Origin of the sequence: Streptomyces sp. NBC_00080, assembly GCF_045041255.1 — a bacterium.
Taxonomy (GTDB): Bacteria; Actinomycetota; Actinomycetes; order Streptomycetales; family Streptomycetaceae; genus Streptomyces; species Streptomyces coriariae.
This window is the reverse complement of sequence record NZ_CP108235.1, coordinates 169,929-186,481: the sequence shown is the minus strand read 5'-3', so window position 1 is coordinate 186,481 and position 16,553 is coordinate 169,929. Positions and strand designations below refer to the sequence as shown.

General features: G+C 71.1%; 15 protein-coding genes and 3 pseudogenes. 8 read left to right on the top strand and 10 right to left on the bottom strand.

From position 1 onward, the window contains the following. The first annotated feature begins 133 nt into the window (after positions 1-133). Positions 134-718: a rhodanese-like domain-containing protein gene (locus OHU34_RS00875; RefSeq protein ID WP_142270784.1), complete on the top strand. Its 585-nt coding sequence runs from the start codon at positions 134-136 to the stop codon at positions 716-718. A gap of 186 nt (positions 719-904) precedes the next feature. Here the strand turns inward: OHU34_RS00875 and OHU34_RS00870 are convergent, their stop codons facing one another. The 8 genes and pseudogenes from OHU34_RS00870 to OHU34_RS00835 form a co-directional block, all read right to left on the bottom strand. Further along, the gene (locus tag OHU34_RS00870) at positions 905-1,372 is read right to left on the bottom strand and encodes a cupin domain-containing protein (RefSeq protein WP_142270783.1); all 468 of its coding nucleotides are present in this window, start codon (positions 1,370-1,372) and stop codon (positions 905-907) included. Between the two features lie 356 nt (positions 1,373-1,728). Then, positions 1,729-2,643, bottom strand: a complete 915-nt coding sequence (locus OHU34_RS00865; protein ID WP_405764088.1) for an NADP-dependent oxidoreductase — start codon at positions 2,641-2,643, stop codon at positions 1,729-1,731. A gap of 474 nt (positions 2,644-3,117) precedes the next feature. After that, a complete protein-coding gene (locus OHU34_RS00860; RefSeq protein WP_405764086.1) occupies positions 3,118-4,083 on the bottom strand; it encodes an SRPBCC family protein in 966 nt (321 codons plus the stop codon). Then, positions 4,031-4,285 (bottom strand): annotated as a pseudogene (locus OHU34_RS00855) (hypothetical protein); the annotation flags it as partial. The pseudogene OHU34_RS00855 and the gene OHU34_RS00860, both read right to left, overlap by 53 nt. A 57-nt stretch (positions 4,286-4,342) precedes the next feature. Continuing rightward, positions 4,343-5,293, bottom strand: a complete 951-nt coding sequence (locus OHU34_RS00850; protein ID WP_405764084.1) for an alpha/beta hydrolase — start codon at positions 5,291-5,293, stop codon at positions 4,343-4,345. Positions 5,294-5,446: 153 nt separating this feature from the next. Next, positions 5,447-6,388, bottom strand: a complete 942-nt coding sequence (locus tag OHU34_RS00845) for an NADP-dependent oxidoreductase (RefSeq protein WP_405764083.1) — start codon at positions 6,386-6,388, stop codon at positions 5,447-5,449. Between the two features lie 113 nt (positions 6,389-6,501). Further along, positions 6,502-7,323 carry a helix-turn-helix transcriptional regulator gene (locus tag OHU34_RS00840; protein WP_142270779.1) on the bottom strand — a complete coding sequence of 274 codons (822 nt, stop codon included), beginning with the start codon at positions 7,321-7,323 and terminating at the stop codon, positions 6,502-6,504. Between the two features lie 108 nt (positions 7,324-7,431). Further along, positions 7,432-7,680, bottom strand: a pseudogene (locus tag OHU34_RS00835) (transposase family protein); the annotation flags it as partial. Between the two features lie 259 nt (positions 7,681-7,939). On the opposite strand from OHU34_RS00835, the gene OHU34_RS00830 reads away from it, so the two are divergent. Then, entirely contained in the window at positions 7,940-8,221 is a 282-nt protein-coding gene (locus OHU34_RS00830) for a DUF6417 family protein (RefSeq protein WP_405764082.1), read from the top strand. On the opposite strand, the gene OHU34_RS00825 is transcribed toward OHU34_RS00830, so the two are convergent. Continuing rightward, positions 8,167-8,661, bottom strand: a complete 495-nt coding sequence (locus tag OHU34_RS00825; RefSeq protein ID WP_142270778.1) for a DUF1877 family protein — start codon at positions 8,659-8,661, stop codon at positions 8,167-8,169. The two genes, OHU34_RS00830 and OHU34_RS00825, sit on opposite strands and share 55 nt — an antisense overlap. Before the next feature lie 336 nt (positions 8,662-8,997). On the opposite strand from OHU34_RS00825, the gene OHU34_RS00820 reads away from it, so the two are divergent. Both OHU34_RS00820 and OHU34_RS00815 read left to right on the top strand, forming a co-directional pair. Next, positions 8,998-9,630: an RNA polymerase sigma factor gene (locus tag OHU34_RS00820; protein WP_372481756.1), complete on the top strand. Its 633-nt coding sequence runs from the start codon at positions 8,998-9,000 to the stop codon at positions 9,628-9,630. A gap of 360 nt (positions 9,631-9,990) precedes the next feature. Next, positions 9,991-10,479 carry a hypothetical protein gene (locus OHU34_RS00815; protein WP_405764080.1) on the top strand — a complete coding sequence of 163 codons (489 nt, stop codon included), beginning with the start codon at positions 9,991-9,993 and terminating at the stop codon, positions 10,477-10,479. 812 nt (positions 10,480-11,291) lie between these two features. Here OHU34_RS00815 and OHU34_RS00810 read toward each other — a convergent pair. Continuing rightward, positions 11,292-13,052, bottom strand: coding sequence for a S8 family peptidase (locus OHU34_RS00810; protein ID WP_405764079.1), 1,761 nt, complete (start codon positions 13,050-13,052; stop codon positions 11,292-11,294). Between the two features lie 477 nt (positions 13,053-13,529). On the opposite strand from OHU34_RS00810, the pseudogene OHU34_RS00805 reads away from it, so the two are divergent. From OHU34_RS00805 to OHU34_RS00790, 4 genes and pseudogenes are all read left to right on the top strand, one after another. After that, positions 13,530-13,866: pseudogene (locus OHU34_RS00805) on the top strand (AAA family ATPase); the annotation flags it as partial. Next, a complete protein-coding gene (locus OHU34_RS00800; RefSeq protein ID WP_405772102.1) occupies positions 13,840-14,808 on the top strand; it encodes a hypothetical protein in 969 nt (322 codons plus the stop codon). The pseudogene OHU34_RS00805 and the gene OHU34_RS00800, both read left to right, overlap by 27 nt. A 39-nt stretch (positions 14,809-14,847) precedes the next feature. After that, positions 14,848-15,723 carry a CBS domain-containing protein gene (locus OHU34_RS00795; protein ID WP_405764077.1) on the top strand — a complete coding sequence of 292 codons (876 nt, stop codon included), beginning with the start codon at positions 14,848-14,850 and terminating at the stop codon, positions 15,721-15,723. A gap of 239 nt (positions 15,724-15,962) precedes the next feature. Further along, positions 15,963-16,523 (top strand): hypothetical protein, encoded by a 561-nt coding sequence (locus tag OHU34_RS00790; protein WP_405764075.1) that lies wholly within the window; start codon positions 15,963-15,965, stop codon positions 16,521-16,523. The last annotated feature ends 30 nt before the right edge of the window (positions 16,524-16,553 follow it).

The following is a 16,553-nucleotide window of genomic DNA, read 5'->3' as shown; positions in this document are numbered from 1 at the left end:
GAAGGCCGCTTGCGCACCCGCGCGGGGCCCTCAATCCCTGACCGGCCCCGCGCGGGTGCGCCAGCCCCACCTGTCCCCGCGTGTACCCCTCCCCGTACTTCCATGCGGGTCACCTCACCACGACGGAGTTTTCATGACCATCGACGCCTCCCGCGCCGCAGGCCTCACCCCCGCCGCCCTTCAGCAGTTGATCAAGGACGGACGCGGACCGCGCGTGCTGGACGTGCGCACCCCGGGCGAGTTCCGGACGGTCCACATCCCCGGCTCCTACAACGTCCCGCTGGACACCCTCCGCGAGCACCGTGCCGAACTCCTCGCCCACCTCGACGAGGGCGTGGTCCTGGTCTGCCGTTCCGGCGCCCGCGCCGCCCAGGCCGAGCAGGCCCTCGCCGAGGCCGGTCTGCCCAACCTGCGCGTGCTGGACGGCGGCATGATGGCCTGGGAAGTCGCCGGCGCTCCCGTCAACCGAGGCGAAGCGCGGTGGGACCTCGAACGCCAGGTCCGCCTGATCGCGGGATCCGTCGTGCTGGTCACCGGCCTCGTCGGCCTGTTCGTGCCGGGAGCGCACCTGATCGGCACCGCGATCGGCGCCGGGCTGACGTTCGCCGCGCTGAGCAACACCTGTGCCATGGGCATGCTGCTGTCCAAGCTGCCCTACAACCGCGGCCCGCGCACCGATATCCGCACCGTCATCGCCTCCCTGCGGGACCGATCGTGATCACGCTCGTCTCGCGGTATCGGTCCTGATCGGATCAGTCACGTTCGCCGTCCGGACGGGCAGGGGCCGACCGTGCGGCCCGAGAACCGGACCGGGACGAACGGCGCCCGGCGCCTTACGTGACTTGAGCAGGCGGCAGCCGGAGCGGCGGCCGTCCCGGCACGGGTGCGAGCGTCCGTGAGCGGTTTAGCGCGGCGGGCCGAGGATGACGCCGCCGTAGAGCTCGGATGCTTCTGCCAGGAGGGACTTGGGGATCTCGAAGCCGTCGGGGCGCGGGGTGGTGAGGTCGCGTCCGGCGTGGCGGAACATGCCCTCGATGCCGCCGGGTGTGGCGATCATCAGAAGGTCGGCGCGGCGGGAGGTGATGCGGTAGCCGTGCGGGACGTTGCGGGGCAGGTAGACGATCCCGCCTTCGCTCAGTTCGTGTTCCTCCTCCCCGGACCACACCAGGGCCGTGCCCTTGATGAGCATGAACACCTCGTCCTCGCGGGTGTGCAGGTGGAACGGCGGGGCTTCGCCCTTGGCGACGTCGAAGCGGCCCACGGTCAGCTTGCCCTCGGTAGCTTCCTTGTCGAGCAGCACGGAGAACGTTCCCCCGTCGAGCCATTCCAGCTTCTGCTGCTGTTCGGGCTGCGCCAGATAGGCCATGGTCATTCGGGGACCTCCAGGGAAACTCCGGCCGTCAGGCCGGGGCGGAATCGGACTCCTGCGGAGCGGGGTAAGGGGTCGGGATTCGCCTCCAAGAGCGAATCCCGATGCTCTGACTCGCAGGCCTGAACGTGACTGGTGGTGCGGTGAGTTTGTGAGTGCGACCGCACACCGTGTGAAGCGGGTGTTCACCTCCGGTGGGGGAGGGACACAGAGAGGGCCTGGGCGGTGCTGGGAACGGTGTGGGCCGCACACGGCGTATCCGCATGTCGCGTGGATGCGGACCGACGGGAGATGCCGGCTGGTTGCAGGCGGCTGTGCAGGGTCGGCCCCGCAGGTGCGGGGCCGGTCTGCGGGAGGAGTCAGCCGACGGTGAGGACGAGCTTCCCGCGGCCGTGGCCGGCATCGCTGGCCTGCTGGGCCTTGGCCGCGTCGGTAAGCGGGTAGGTCGCGCCGACCGTGATGGCCAGTGTGCCGTCGGCGGCCTGCCGGGCGAGTTCGGCCAGCCGGGCGGCCGAGCGCCGCGCCGGGCCCTCGGCGAAGACGACGCCGAGCTCGCGGGCGCGGAAGTCGGCGGTGGTGACGATCCGGTCGGTGCCGCCGCGCAGGGTGATGGAGTCCTCCAGCGCACCCTTGCCCGCGGCGTCGAGCACCGCGTCGACGCCGCTGGGGGCGAGTGCGCGCACCCGCTCGACCAGACCCTCGCCGTAGACCAGCGCGGTGGCACCGAGCGAGGTCACGTATTCCTGGTTGGCCGGGCCGGCGGTGCCGATGACGCGGGCGCCGCGGGCGACGGCGAGCTGGACGGCGATGGTGCCGAGCGCGCCGGACGCCCCGTGGATCAGCAGGGTCTCCTCGGCGGCAACGTCGAGCAGGTCCAGGACCCGGTCGGCGCCGTCGCTCGCCACCGGCAGGGCGGCTGCGTGCGTCCAGCCCAGGTCGGCCGGCTTGAGGGCGAGGACGGTCGCGGTGGCGAGCGCGTACTGGGCGTAGGCGCCCGTGTCGGACCAGCCCAGCACCTCGTCGCCCGCCCTCAGATGGTCGACGCCCTCGCCGACGGCGTCGACGACCCCGGCGATCTCACCACCGGGGATGGCGGGCAGGGTGGTGGGGAAGACGGCTTCCATGGTCCCGGAGCGGATCTTGCCGTCCACCGGGTTGACGCCGGCAGCCTGCACACGCACGCGGACCTGGCCGGGGCCGGGCTCGGGGACCTCGGTCTGCGCCTCGTGCAGGACCTCAGTGCCGCCGAACGTGTCGAAAACGATGGCTTTCATAGTTGTGTCTCCTTCGATGAGTTGATCCGGCGAAACCAATGAGGTGGCCAGATACCAAAAACGTGCCGCCAGTCATATGGCTGGCCACATATCTGTTGGATGGGCTCGTTCGCTGGCTGGAGCCGTGGCACTTCGGGCCGCCTGCCCGCGCTCCCAGGGCTTCAGCAGCTTTCGGGCCTGAGCAGGGTCCGTCAGTTGCTGTCGGTGCAGCTCCAGCACGCCCGCCTGGGGACGCCGGCAGTGCTTGGAGGCGATGGGTGTGTCCGCCTCGTGCATCCGCCGGGTCAGGGCGGCCATCGGTGCTGTGGTCTTTCCGGCGCTGCCGCGGGTGCCGTGCAGTGGTTCTCGGGATCGGTCCGAACTGATCGTCCTCGGGGCCGGAGTTCGTGGGAGGCCGACTCGAAGAGGGGTTCCTACGGGGTCAGCTCGATCGGAGCGACCGGGGCAAAACTCTGGTGCCGCTGCTTCGGGCCGTCACCTGGCCCGGTGCGGCGTCTGGGTGCTGTTGTCCTTTGTTTCGATGACGTGGACGCACCGGTCGAGGGCGGCCACCATGTAGCGGCGCCAGAGCGGGGTGAAGGGGCCGGCGAGGATCCAGCGGCGGCCGGGCAGCGGCTTGAACTCGTAGGTCCAGCGGATGAGTGTGCCGTCGCCATCGGGGTTGACGTTGAACTCGCCCCGGATGCCGGCCGCGAGGTGGGAGAGGACGTTGGTGAAGCCGGTCAGCTGGTAGGCGAAGCTGGAGCCCGGTACGTACTCGGTGAGTTCTTCGTCGGCCTGGGAGCCGTCGTCGAACTGCGGGTTTCGTCGCGGGCCCGCGTGGTCCCAGGCCTCGGTCTGGTTCCGCACGCTGCTGATGCCGGGGAACGGGGCCACCCGGCGGAAGACGGTGGGGAGGTCGATGGGCGCCAGGATGTGGAAGGCGTCCTGGGGCGCCGTGCGGGTCCTCTGCTGGACGGTGATGCTGACGGTCTTGTCGGCTGGGCCGATGAGGAGTGTGGTCATGGTTCGGCTCTCCGTGGTGGGGAGGGTGGGGTTGTCGGCGTAGCCGCGGTGGTTTCCGCCGTGGAAGGTCGTCGGGTCGGGCTCGTTGAGCGGGGCGCCCGTGCGGACGCGGTGCGGCAGGTCGGGGTAGGCCGGTGCGGTGGCGCCGACCGAGACGGCACTGGTCGGACGAGAGTCGAAGTCGGCGAAGCGGCTACCGCGCGGGGTGCCGCCGCGGTCGACGACCAGTGCCGTGACCCACCGTCGGCGTATGTGCTGCAGGAATTCCTCGTCGGGGCCGCTCTGGATGAGGTGCAGGCAGGCGAGGCCGATCGGGTCGATGACGTCGAGCGGCGCCGGGGTGGACGTCGCGCTGTCGTGCTCGGCGATGCCGGTGTGGGGGTTATGGGGAGGGATGCACAGGCCGGTGCGGTCGGCGCCGATCTCGGCGGGCACAGCGGCATCGCGGTGGTGAGCGGATGCAGTGTGCGACGGAGCCGCCGTAGGGCTCGGTGCGCTCGTTGGCGTTGGAGGAGAGGAACTGGTGGAGGAGGTAGCCGTTGCCTCCGTGGACCTCCACGCCGTCGAACCCAGCAGCGACGGCCGCCGCCGCCGCGCGGCGGAACTCGTCGACCTCACCGGCGATCTCGTCGGCGGAGAGGGCCCGGGGGGCATCTCCTGGAAGCCGGTGGCGATGAACATGACGCCATTGGGGCTAGAGGGAGGCGAGGACGCGGACGCGGTCGGCGATGGCGCGGCGAGCGACGTCGGTGGTGAAGGCGATGGAGTCGAACTCGTGCGGGACGCCCGGGTGCAGGTGGAATTCCACGGGGACGCCGGCCCGGCTGAGCTTGGTCGCGTAGGCGAGGTCCTCGTCGCGGAAGGCGTCGAGCTGGCCGACCTCGATGTAGGCCGGGGGCAGCCCGGTCGCGTCCTGGAGGCGGGCCGGAGCCGCCGTGGCGGGCACGTCCGGCCCGCCCGCCGCATCGCCGAGCAGCGCCGGCCACGCGGTGCGGCTGTCGTCGTAGGACCACAGCAGGTACGGCTCGATGTGCGGGTCGGACGTGGTGGTGCGGTCGTCGAGCATCGGCATGAGCAGGATCTGCCGGGCGATTGCCGGACCGCCGCGCTCCCGGGTGAGAATCGACAGAGCCGCCGCCAGTCCGCCCCCGGCGCTGTCGCCCATCACTGCGATCCGGGCCCGGTCGACGCCTAGTTCGCCCGCGTGTTCGTGCAGCCAGCACAGGGCGGCGTAGGCGTCCTCCAGCGGCGTCGGGAACGGATGCTCGGGGGCCCGGCGGTATTCGACCGACAGCATCGGTACCCCGCTGGCGGAGACGTAGCGCGAGACCGGTCCGTCGAACAGGTCGATGTGGCCGAAGATGTAGCCGCCGCCGTGGAAGAACAGCACCGCCGGCCCCGCTGCGGCGCCGGTCTTGGCGTACCAGCGCATGGTGATCTGTGTGCCGTCTTCGGCGGTTGCGTGGTGCTCGGCGGTCGTGACGTCGGTCGGGATCGGCTGGGCCGTCGAGGCGGCCCGGATGATCGGCTCCCATATGGCGCGGCGTGCGGGCACGTTGCCGACCGCCGGGGGTGTGGCGTGCGCCATGGCCTCGGCCATGGGGGCGAAAACCTGGGCGAACTCGGGGTCGAAACCGAGTGACATGGCTGTCCTGTCTTTTTGGCTCGTGGGTCTGAGCGGGTGTGATGCGTAGCAGCGGTGGAGCCCCGGCAGGATTCGGCTGTCGCCGGCATGAATGGCGTGGGCTCGACCGCTTGCAGGGAGACGCGACGCGATCGCCGTGCCGGAGAAGGTCGCCTAGGTGAGAGAGGCGGCGGAGGGAAGGACGAGGACCTTGCCGGAGAGCGCGCCTTCTGCGGCCTCCGCATGCAGCGCCGGCAGCTCGGCCAGCGGCACCCGTCGGGCGATGTCGACGTGCAGCGCTCCGGAGTCGACCAGCGTCACCAGCCTCGCCAGCTGCGCGGCGTCGCTGTTGACGAAGAGGTTGACGCCGCGTACGCCCCGTTCCTCGTCGGAAGGCGCGGGCATCCACACCGTCGTGTTCACGACGATGCCGCCGTCGCGCACCACGGAGGTCAGCGCGGCCAATTGCATCGGATCGACCGGCGCGAGGTTGAGCACGACGTCGACCAGGGCGGACAGCTCGGGGACCCCGTGGCCGAACACCTCATCGGCACCCGCCGTCCTGACGCGTTCGCTGCTGCGCGGCCCGGCCGTGGCGATCACGTGTGCGCCGGCGTGCTTGGCCAGCTGGACGGCGTAGCCGCCGACCGCACCGCCCGCACCGTTGATCAGCACCCGCTGGCCGGCAGTGAGCTTGGCGTGGTCGAAGAGGGCCTGCCAGGCGGTGAGCCCGACCAGCGGCAGCCCGCCCGCATCGGCCAGCGGGATGCTCGCGGGCGCCGCCGTCAGCAGGCCGACCGGTGCGAGTACGTACTCCGCCGCCGCGCCGGCGCCGGTCATCGGCAGGAAGCCGACAACCTGGTCACCCGCCCGGACCCTGTCCGCGCCATCACCCAGCGCGTCGACCGTGCCCGCGACGTCGGTGCCGGGAGTGTGCGGCAGGGCCACCGGGATGGGTCCCTGCATGAAGCCCGCGCGGATGTTGCCGTCTACCGGGTTGAACGACGTCGCGGCCACCCGGATCCGGACCTCCCCGGCCGCCGGGACCGGCTGTTCCACGTCCTCGTAACGCAAGACGTCCGGAGTGCCGTACTCATGGAAACGTACTGCTTTCATGACAAATGCCACCTTTCATGACAGTGAAGGTGCTTCGAATCTGAAGCATTGTGAGACCGGGGCACGCCTCGGCTTCGAGGCAGTGCCTTCAGGTGTGTGCGGGACGACAGCCGCTAGAGGGCGGTCAGGAGCTGAAGCTTGCCGTGGCTCGGGGAACCGGGCACGGCGGTGAACACCAGCAGCGTCTGACACTGCTCCGGGTCCAACAGCATCTCGGCGTACAGCTCCAGCTCCCCCAACTCGGGGTGCCGGTAGCGCTTGAGGTCGTGATGATGGGTCACTCCCACCTCGTGCAACCGCCAGATGTTCGCGAACTCGGAACTGACCTGCAGCAGCGCCGCTACGATCTCGCCGGCCCTCCCGGTGGGATCCGCCGTGTACGCGTCCCGGATCTCCGCGGCAAAGACCCTGCCTCGTATCGGATGATCCTCGACCGGGTACAGGCCACGGACCCGCGGATCACCGGTGAACCAGCGGTAGACCAGGTAACGGGACATGCCTGAGTACTGGGTGTAGTCACCGAGCAGTGCGACCGCCGGGCGAGTCTGCAGCAACGCCTCGCCGAGCCGTGACAGCACGATGGCGGGCACGTCCGAGAGGCCGGCGACGATCCGTGTCATCGTGGGACCGATGTAGTCGTCCCGCAGGATCCGCCGCGGCGCCGGGTTCCCTCCCAGGATGAAGAGGTGGTCTTGCTCGCTCTGGTTGAGACGCAGCGCCCGGGCGAGCGCGACGAGCATCCGCTCCGACGGCGCCGGACCCCGCTGCTGCTCGATCCGGCTGTAGTAGTCGGCCGACATCCCGGCCAGCACCGCCACCTCCTCGCGCCGCAGCCCGCCGGTGCGGCGCCGCTGCCCGCGGGGAAGCCCGACATCCTCCGGCTGCAACGCCTCACGACGCGCTCGGAGAAAATCTGCCAGCAACGCCCGGTCCATCGTCCGACCTCCTCTGTTCGACAGGACAATCTTGACGCGAACCCGGAACCGGATGAAGGGCAGTTCTAACCCCGGACAAGTTGTCCCTGGCTAAGGGCTCGCAGAGAATCAACATGTTGGTTTGATCTTCGTGGGGCTGCTGTTGGCGAGGAACTCGGTGACGTCAGCAGGTGTCCGGAACCTGGTTGTCGAGGGTGGAATGGTGTAGCCGTGCTCGGCCAGGAGGGGCTGGACTTGGTGAACGGCCCTGGTGAGGGTGCTGGTGTTGACTCCGAAGAGTTGGGCGAGGAGATCGCGGGTGCCGAGTTTGCGCAGGTAGAGCACGGTGGCCAAGACCCTGTCGGCGGTGGTCAGCTTGGTCGCCGGACATGTGCGGGCGGGCGGGCTGGGTGTGCTCGGCGCCTGCGACATCGCGCTCGCGGCCGGCACGGCGAGACGGCACACGCGAACCGGGCGTTCAGGGAGGGGAGCGGCCCCAGGAGCAGCACGGTGTGCAGGAACGCCGGGCCCTTCACGACCACGCACTTCCTCTGCGGCCCCGGGCCGGCATTCTCGCCGGCCCGGGGCCGCACACCTATCCCGTGACCTGTCGCCGACCGCTGACGTTGCCCTGGTCATGGACGGCTACGACCACCTTGACCTCGACGAGATCGACTTCGCGCCGGTGGAGCACGACACCGAGCGGCTGCGCCTGCTGACCCCCAGGACAACTGTGGTGTCTGGGACGGTCCGGGCTGCCGGAGAGCGGGGTAGGGGGAGGGCCGGGGAAGGCCGTCGTGCCGGTGCCGGTGCCGGTGCGGGCGGGGGTCGTACGGCGCCTGTCGCGGAAACCTTCGCTGCGCCTCAGGTCGGCAGCCACTTCACCACCGCGTCCCCGCACTCGGCCGTCTGCGCGTAGAACGCCCTCAGCTCCTGGTGCGCCGCCGCGAACGCCTGCCACGTCTCGGGCTCCGCGGTCACGCCGCCGTAGTGCGGCAGCAGTTCGGCGCGGGCGAAATCCCACAGTACGTCGAAGTCGGCCATCGCCAGAAAGCCGGCCACCTGGCGGGCCTGAGCCGACGTCAGCACCAGGAACGGCGGCTTGTGCCGGTCGGCGCGGAACACCGGCCGACCACCGAGCACCACCTGGGCCTGGGGCCCGTCCTCGACACGATGCGGGGGAGCGGCGGCGTAGATGCGTTGCTGGTCCAGATAGCGCTTGTCCAGTGACTCTTCACGGTGCTGGCCGACCCGCTGCCGGACGGTCTCCGAGTCGTCCTCGAAGAGTCGTTCAAGCCAGGTCGTGCTGTTGCGCAGTGCGGGGGGCGGCACCGCTCGCAGACGGAGGTACGTACTCATGCCAGAGGGAGCGCGCGGGGGCGCCGAAGCATTACGCGGCCGACGGACCCCGTTCGAGGAAGGACACCTCGACCGTCGTGCGCGCGGGGTGGGGCGGTACCGCGCCGCTTGTCGGGAAGGGCGGACGGCGACCACTGGATCCCTCTCCGTGCCACTCACGCGGGGCCGCGCGTCCTCGTCGGCTGGGGGCGAGCACCGGCGACGACGTGAGGGGGTGCTCGGAGCGTTGTGACACTTCTGCAAGGACGGACGCTGGTAACCATGGGGCCGTCGATGCGACCGGAGCACGGCGGACGGCATGAAATCGCCATGAACCCGGTACGAACGAGGACAGTCTTGGGCCAGGTACGGCAACCCCGGCGTGTACACGAATGCAATGGGGAATTGGGCGCGGCGGTCGCGCGGGCCCAGGACGGCGACGAGGCCGCTTTCGCGGTCGCGTACCGGATCGTGCAGCCGGGCCTGCTCGGCTATCTGCGCGGCCTGGTCGGCGACGACGCGGAGGACGTGGCCTCCGACGCCTGGCTGGAGATCGCCCGTGACCTCGGCCGTTTCAAGGGGGACGGCTCCGGGTTCCGCGGCTGGACCTCGACCATCGCCCGGCACCGGGCGCTGGACCATCTGCGCCGACAGCGGGTACGGCCCCGGGCAGGAGGAAGCGAACAGGACGTACTGGACCTGCCCAGCCAGTACAGCACCCACGACCAAGCCCTGGAGTCCTTGTCCACCGAGCGGGCGCTGGAACTGGTCCGTCGACTGCCGCGGGACCAGGCCGAGGCCGTACTTCTGCGGGTTGTCGTCGGCCTGGACGGTCCCGCCGCTGCACGCGTCCTCGGCAAGCGTCCGGGAGCGGTGCGAACTGCCGCCCACCGGGGCCTGAAACGCCTCGCCCGTCACCTGGGCGTCGACGCTGAAGCGGACCAGGGTGTGACGAATGAGGCCTCCGCGACGCTGGGTGAGTCGAAATGAACGACGTCGGCAACAGTTACCGACGGACAGGCATCAGACCCGGAACGCCGAACGAATCGAACCGGTCGAACAGGAACGGAAGCGGACATGGGTGAACGGCTGGGCGGTGACGGAGTTCCGGGCCGTCGACGTGCGCACCCTGGCGGCGCCGTGTCCGACCCGTGGGAGGTGGGTGGCGCCGCCAGGCTGGAAACGGAGTTGGGCGCCGTTCTACGCGAAAGCCATAGCGACCCCGAGGCCGAGCAGCGGGCCCTGACCGCCTTCCGGGCTGCCCATGAGGAAGGCGCGCACCAAGCGCGTACCCGGCGCAGGGACGATTGGCGGTTGCCGGCGGAGCGCCGTGCCAGGCGTCCTGTGAAGATGACGCTCGGCGTGGTGTTCGCCAGCCTCACGCTGGGTGGAGTCGCGGTCGCGGCCATCGGTTCCGTCGGCTCGCCCATGGACGGTGACGGCGCCGCGCGGGGGACCGCGCACCCGTCGGCCGCCGCCCCGGACGAGCCGTCCGGTGAGGCCCCTTCGGCGTCCTCCGGCGTTCCCGGACCGACGGACGGCCCGGCCACCGCCCAGGACACCGAAGCCCATTGCCGCGCCTACGAGCAGGTCAAGGATCGCGGCAAAGCGCTCGAGGGAACGGCCTGGCAGCGCCTCGTCACGGCCGCCGGCGGGACGGACAAGGTCGCCGCATACTGTTCCGAGCAGTTGGCGCGGGCGACCGCCGCACCGAGCAGGCCCGCCGGCAACGGCAAGGCGGGAAGCGCTGGCGACTCCGGCAACGACGTCGGCGGCACGGGCAACGCGGCCGGAAACGGCCAGGCAAGCGTCGCGCCGGGCGGCGGCAAGCGGAAGTAGCCCCCGCCGTGCCCGATCCGTGCCCGTGAGGAGCTGTGTCCCATCCTCTTTTCGCAGGTCACGGCGGTGTGAAGGATGATGGTGATCCCGCTTGCCGTTCGGTTGGGCGTCGATGGTCGCTGTTCCGAACGGCAGCGGGGGCGTGCTGGTCTTTCAGCCGGCTGCGAGGGTGGCCGTCGACGCCTCGGTCAGGTGGTGGAGTCGCGCCAGGCGGCGGGACATGAGCGTGATGAACGCCCGCTGAATGTGGACTTCGGCGTGGGACATCAGTGGCTGCCTGCGCCAGTGCCGGGGTGAAGGTGGGCTCGCGGTCGTCGAAGTGGTCGCGCCCGCCCCGACGGCCTTTCGTGAGCCCGGCCGGGGCGGCACCGGCGGGTCGGCGTTCGGCGGAAGCCGCGGCTGCACCGGCGCCCCGGCGGATGTCGCCGCGGACCGCCCGCCCGGCGGAGCGCCGGGCGCGCGAGTCCGTGGTCAAGCTCAAGGAGACCGTCTCGAACCGGCCGCCACCCCTCAGTGCCGCGGCGCGCGCGGCCGGGTCCGCGCTGACCGTACGGTCAGCGCGGACCCGGCCCTGCGGCTCCTCCGGGAGGCGCACGGTGAGCCGGGCACCGGCCACAGGCCGTTCGCGGCCTTCCCGGACGCCTCCGGCATGGCGGCCCCGGCCGCGGCGTTCACCGCCGCCGAGGCGCCTGTGCCCTCTGCCGCGCAGCGGTTCCAGCCCTGGCCGACCGCAGCCCGCCTCGTCCGCGGCCGCGGACAGGGAGCTGCCGTCGGCTGACAGCGTGCCGACGTGGGCGTTGCCGGGCCCTGCGTCAGAAGGTCAGGTTCCAGGCGTCGATCTTGCCGGTGTCGGAGGCGGCGTTGTCGTTGACGCGCAGTTTCCAGGTGCCGTTCGCGACCTCCGAGGAGGCGTTCACGGTGTAGGTCTGGGCGATGTTGTCGGCGCTGCCGCCGGCGTGGTTGTGCAGCGTGTAGACGGTGCCGTCCGGCGCCACCAGGTCGACCTTCAGGTCGCCGATGTAGGTGTGCTTGATGTCCACACCCACCTTGAGGGTGGCCGGGGCGTTGCCGGTCACGCCGGTCACGGCGATCGGGCTCTCCACGGTTGCGTTGTCGTTGACGGCGAAGTCCGCGAGGTTCTCGAAGTACTTGCCGGGCGGCGGGGTGGTCCCGACGGCCTTGAGGGCGTCGACCTGTCCTTCGCCGAAGAACGAGTTGCTGGCCGTCGTGCCCGTGCAGCGGCTGTCCGAGGGACAGGCGATGTCGTTGGCCTGGGCGGCCAGCTTGACGCGGATCTGCGCCGGGGTGATGCCCGGGTCGGCGCTGGCGATGAGTGCCGCCACGCCGACCACGTGCGGAGTGGCCATCGAGGTGCCGCTCTTGCTGCCGTAGCCGCCGCCGGGGACGGTGGAGTAGACGTTGCTGCCCGGCGCCGCGACGTCGATGACGCCCTGCCCGTAGTTGGAGAACGAGGCCTTGGTGACGCCCGTGCCGTTGGCCGCGACCGTGACCACGCCCGGCAGCTCGGTCGGGATGTCGAGGCATGCGTTGGTGATGGTGCGGGTCACCGGCGTCGAGTCGTTCGGGCTCGCGGAGTCGGTCGTCTTGTGGGCGAGGTCGTAGTTCTCGTTGCCCGCCGCGGCGATCTGGAGGGAGCCCTTGCCCTCGGCGTACTCCTGGGCGCGCTTGACGCCCTCGATGATGGCGGCCTGGTCGACGTTGTCCGGGCAGTTGAACTGCCACGGGTCCGTGTAGTAGCTGTTGTTGGTGACCTTGAAGCCGTGGTCACCGGCCCAGACGAAGCCGCAGATGGTGTTCTCGGCGAAGAAGAAGGAGTTGCCCGGCTCGGCGACCCGGACCGCGGAGATCCTCACCCCGGGGGCCACGCCGACGACGCCCTTGCCGTTCTTGGCCGCGGCGATGGTGCCCGCTACGTGGGTGCCGTGCGTGTCGACGTCCCGCCAGGCGCCGGCACGGGTGTCGGGCTTGCCGTAGGCGCAGGAGACCGAGTCGGCCGCGTCGAAGTTGGGCGCCAGGTCCTGGTGCCGGTCGTCCACACCGGTGTCCAGGATGCCGACCTTGACGGAGGCGGAGCCCGGGTTCACGGCCCAGGCCTGGTCGGCCTTGATCTGGCTCATGTCGGCCCGGACCGGTTCTCCGGCCGGGGTCGAGGCCTGGGCCGGATCGGCCGGGAGCGCCGGGTTGTAGGCGTCGGCCGGGACGTCCGAGGTGCGCGTGGCGCCGACCTGCTGCACGCCGGCGACGCCGCGCATGGTGGCGGCGAACCCGCTGGCCGCCGAGTGGGCCACGATCACGCCGATGGCGTCGAAGGTCGAGAAGACGGTGCCGCCGTTGGCCGCGATCGCGGAACGGACCGCCGAGCTGTCCCCGGGGGCGGTGATCACGAGGTAGGCACGCGTGCCGGCCACCCAGGTCGCACTCCGGGAAGCCGACACCGCGGCCGGAGCGTGGGCCTTGGCGGCCGTCGCGGTGGAGGGGGCGACGGGGAGCGTGCCCGCGAGGGCGCCCGGGGCGCCGAACGCGAGGACGGCGCCGAGCGTGGCCGCCAGCACCAGCGTGCGTCTAGGTCGGCCGGATATGGGGGGTATCAATGCGTCCTCCGGAGACGGCCCGGCCGGGCTGAGGGCACCGGGCGGGGCGGTACGAAACGAATGGTCGATGCAAGATGTCAGGTGCATGCCTCTATGCGGAAGTACTTTTCCGCGCAGGGACGTCATAGGGGCATGGCTGAAAAGAGACGCACCCCGGGCATCGAGGGGTCGAGACCCCTCGGGAGCTCGGCGACGCCGACCACGCCCTGGCATACGCCGCCGACCTGGCGCCGGCCGTGCCGCCTGCACCAGAGCCGGACCCGACCCGAGGCGCTCCCCGGCCATCGCCGCCTCGAGGCCGTTCTGTACGAAGGGCCTGCGGCCGGCATCCACATCACCCGCCGGCTATGAGGGCGGCAAGCAGGAGATCAGCGAGACCGTGGATTTCCTGCGCAGTCCCGAGCACTATGCGATCGCGGGGGCCAAGGGCCCCGTGGAGTGATCACGGTGGGGCCGCCGGGCACCGGGAAGACCCTCATCGCCCGCGCGGTGGCGGGCGAGACGAAGGTGCCGTTCCTGTCGGTGACCGGCTCGGCGTTCGTGGAGATGTTCGTCGGCGTCGGTGCCTCACGGGTGCGCGACCTCTTCGAGGAGGCACGCAACCGGGCCCCTTCGATCATCTTCATCGACGCCGTCGGCAGCCGTCGCGGCGGGGCTGCCCGGACGGGCGGGAACGACGAACGCGAGCAGACCCTCAACCAGCTCCTTGCCGAGACGGACGGTTTCGACCAGTCCCAGCGGCATCGTGGTGCCGGCCGCGACCAACCGGCCCGAGACGCTCGACCCGGCTCTGCTGCGCCCGTGCCGCTTCGACCGGCACGTGACGGTGCCGCTGCCCGACCAGGCCGAGCGGGCGGCGATCCTGGTCGTCCACGCACTCGGCAAGACCCTGGCACCGGGCGTCGAGTGGGATGCCGTCGCTCGGGCCACGCCGGGCTTCTCCGGCGCCGACCTGGCCAACCTGGTCAACGAGGCGGCCATCAACGCCGTCCGCGGCGGCGGCGCCGTCATCGACGCCAAGGACCTCGACGGCGCCCGCGACCGGCTCCTGCTCGGACGGCGGGAGTCAACCGACGCCCTGCTCCCGGCGGAACGGCACTCCGTCGCCACCCACGAATCCGGACACGCGCTCATCGCGGCCCTGTGCGAGCACGCCGACCCGGTCGTCAAGGTCACCATCCTGCCCGCCGGGCCTTCGCTGGGTGCCACCGAGCAACTCCCTGAGGCCGAACGGCACTTGTACAGCGAGAGCTACCTGACCGACCTGCTCACTGTCCGGCTCGCCGGCCGGGCAGCCGAGTTGGTCGTCTTCGGCGAGGGCTCGACCGGCGCGGCCGACGATCTGGCCGGCGCCACCCGGATCGCGGCCCGCATGGTCCGCGAGTTCGGCCTGTCCTCGGCCCTCGGCCCTGTCGGATACGGCTCCGGCGCCCCCCACCGCCTTGGCGGCGAGAGCACTGAGGACACGCTGCGGCGGCCCTACTCCGACCAGACCCAGCGCATCGTCGACGAGGAGGCAGGCCTCCTGGTGCGGCAAGCCGAGAACCGCGCGGTGGACCTGCTGAGTGACCACCGGGCCGCGCTGGACACCCTGGCCGACCCGCTCACCGCCCGCGAGACCATCGACGGGTCCGTCGTCCTCGACGTACTCCAACGGCAACAGCGTCAGGACGGCCACCACCCCGCTGCGACAGGGAAACCGACGCCCTCCCCGTGACGCCGCGGCGACGCCCGCAAACAAGGAAAAGTGGCAGCCATGGAACAGCAGCCGGGGGCGGCCCACGGGCTGGGGCTTGTGGTGTTCATGAGGGGCGGCGGGCTCTGGCTGGCCCTGATCGGCTGGTTCCTCATCGCGGCCGCCACCGCTGAGGGACGGCAGGCGCAGCTGCGCGGTGTGCTTGCCGGTGTTCCCGTACGTGACGCCATGACAAGCGATCCGCTCACGGTGCCCGCAACCCTGGCGGTTGCGGACCTACTGGCCGACCCGCTGTATCGGTACAGGCACTCGGCGTTCCCTGTGACCGGTGGGGACGGCTCCCCGGTCGGGCTGGTGACCCTGGACGGCGCAAGGCAGGTGCCGCTTGAGAAGAGCGGGGCGGTGACGGTGGACGAGGTGATGGTGCCGCTGTCGCGGACCATCGTCGCGGGTCCGCACGACTCACTGGCGGATCTGCTGCCCCGCATGGAGCCCGGCGCCGAGCACCGCGTCCTGGTGATGGACGAGGGCACTCTCGTCGGCATCCTGTCACTGTCGGACATCAGCCGTACGGTGACCTGGCTGATGAACACTGCCCCGAGGCGGTATGAAGCTGATTGCGGGCCGCCCGGTCAACGGCTTTTCGGTCGCGCGCGTTGGCGTCGTAAGGGCTGCTCGGCCACGTCCAGGAGGGCGCCGACCCGAGATGCCCTGGCTCTGTCGCGGTGCCGACCCGCGGTGCGGACCCGGCTGTGCCCGGAACGGACATCGGGGTGCGCGACCAGACGAGCACCGGTCCGCCAGGATCCCGCGACGAAGTCTGCCGGGCCCTGCGCCCCCGCGAGTCGGCGGGGCATTGTCCTGCGCGCAAACTCGGTGGGCGGGAGGTCTACTGGAAGAGCGGAGGCGGGTGGGGGCATCACCGGCAAGCGGTGACCGGGTGGCTGGGAGGAGAGGTTCGGGATGGATCGAACCGGCCACGGTGACAACGGGCCACCGTGATGAGGAGCGACCGTGGCGCCTACTTTTCTCGACCCCGTGTACGCGCGACCGGGACCGTATGCCCTACCTGGACACCTCGCGTGACGTCCACGACCCGGAGGCGGCGATCAGGTTGCGACGGCGCCGGCATCTGAGTGAGGACCTGGCCATGCAGGGCGCCGACAAAGCCACCGTTGGCCGTCGTCGCCGACATCGCGGGCACGGACCGGGAGGTTTCCGGGCGGCACGGGCAGGCGATCTTTGCGAGCCGCGGTGGTCTGGCCCTGGTGGAGGAGCTGCCCGATCCGCCGGCGCACGACGCGACCGGGTTCAGCCCGTTGCCCGACGTGCTGCCGCTCGCGGTCCAGCGCGCGCCGGACATCCCGTACACCGCCGCCACTGTGCACCGCGCCGCGCACCCGGAGACCGGCGCGCCGGAGGAGATGGAGGTGGGCTTCCTGGAAGGCGAGGACGCCGAAGGACTCCGGGTCTGCGGCCGACAGGGCGATCTGTGTCGGCTCCGAGCCGGCCCACAACCTCATGGTCAGGTCGACTGGCGTGTTGAGCAGCAGCGCGCCTGCCTGAACGCGCTGCAACGCGGCCGCAACCGCTGCCAGGAACCGTCCGGCGCGGCCTTGATCCGCGCGCTGGTCCGCACCGGCGCCGAGCTGGTGGTCGTACCGCGGGAGGAACTGCCTCTGGAGGACGCGGTGGGCGTGCTGCTGCGGTACCCCGACCCGGGTGTGCCGTTGTGATCCCCGTGGCCCAGCCGGGGCTGGGATGGC

Coding starts and splice junctions, on each gene's coding strand:
- OHU34_RS00865 (WP_405764088.1), bottom strand. CDS start 2,643: ATGAAAGCCATCGTTTTCGACACGTTCGGCGGCACTGAGGTCCTGCAC.
- OHU34_RS00870 (WP_142270783.1), bottom strand. CDS start 1,372: ATGACCATGGCCTATCTGGCGCAGCCCGAACAGCAGCAGAAGCTGGAA.
- OHU34_RS00815 (WP_405764080.1), top strand. CDS start 9,991: ATGACGCTCGGCGTGGTGTTCGCCAGCCTCACGCTGGGTGGAGTCGCG.
- OHU34_RS00840 (WP_142270779.1), bottom strand. CDS start 7,323: ATGGACCGGGCGTTGCTGGCAGATTTTCTCCGAGCGCGTCGTGAGGCG.
- OHU34_RS00830 (WP_405764082.1), top strand. CDS start 7,940: ATGGACGGCTACGACCACCTTGACCTCGACGAGATCGACTTCGCGCCG.
- OHU34_RS00875 (WP_142270784.1), top strand. CDS start 134: ATGACCATCGACGCCTCCCGCGCCGCAGGCCTCACCCCCGCCGCCCTT.
- OHU34_RS00845 (WP_405764083.1), bottom strand. CDS start 6,388: ATGAAAGCAGTACGTTTCCATGAGTACGGCACTCCGGACGTCTTGCGT.
- OHU34_RS00825 (WP_142270778.1), bottom strand. CDS start 8,661: ATGAGTACGTACCTCCGTCTGCGAGCGGTGCCGCCCCCCGCACTGCGC.
- OHU34_RS00795 (WP_405764077.1), top strand. CDS start 14,848: ATGGAACAGCAGCCGGGGGCGGCCCACGGGCTGGGGCTTGTGGTGTTC.
- OHU34_RS00850 (WP_405764084.1), bottom strand. CDS start 5,293: ATGTCACTCGGTTTCGACCCCGAGTTCGCCCAGGTTTTCGCCCCCATG.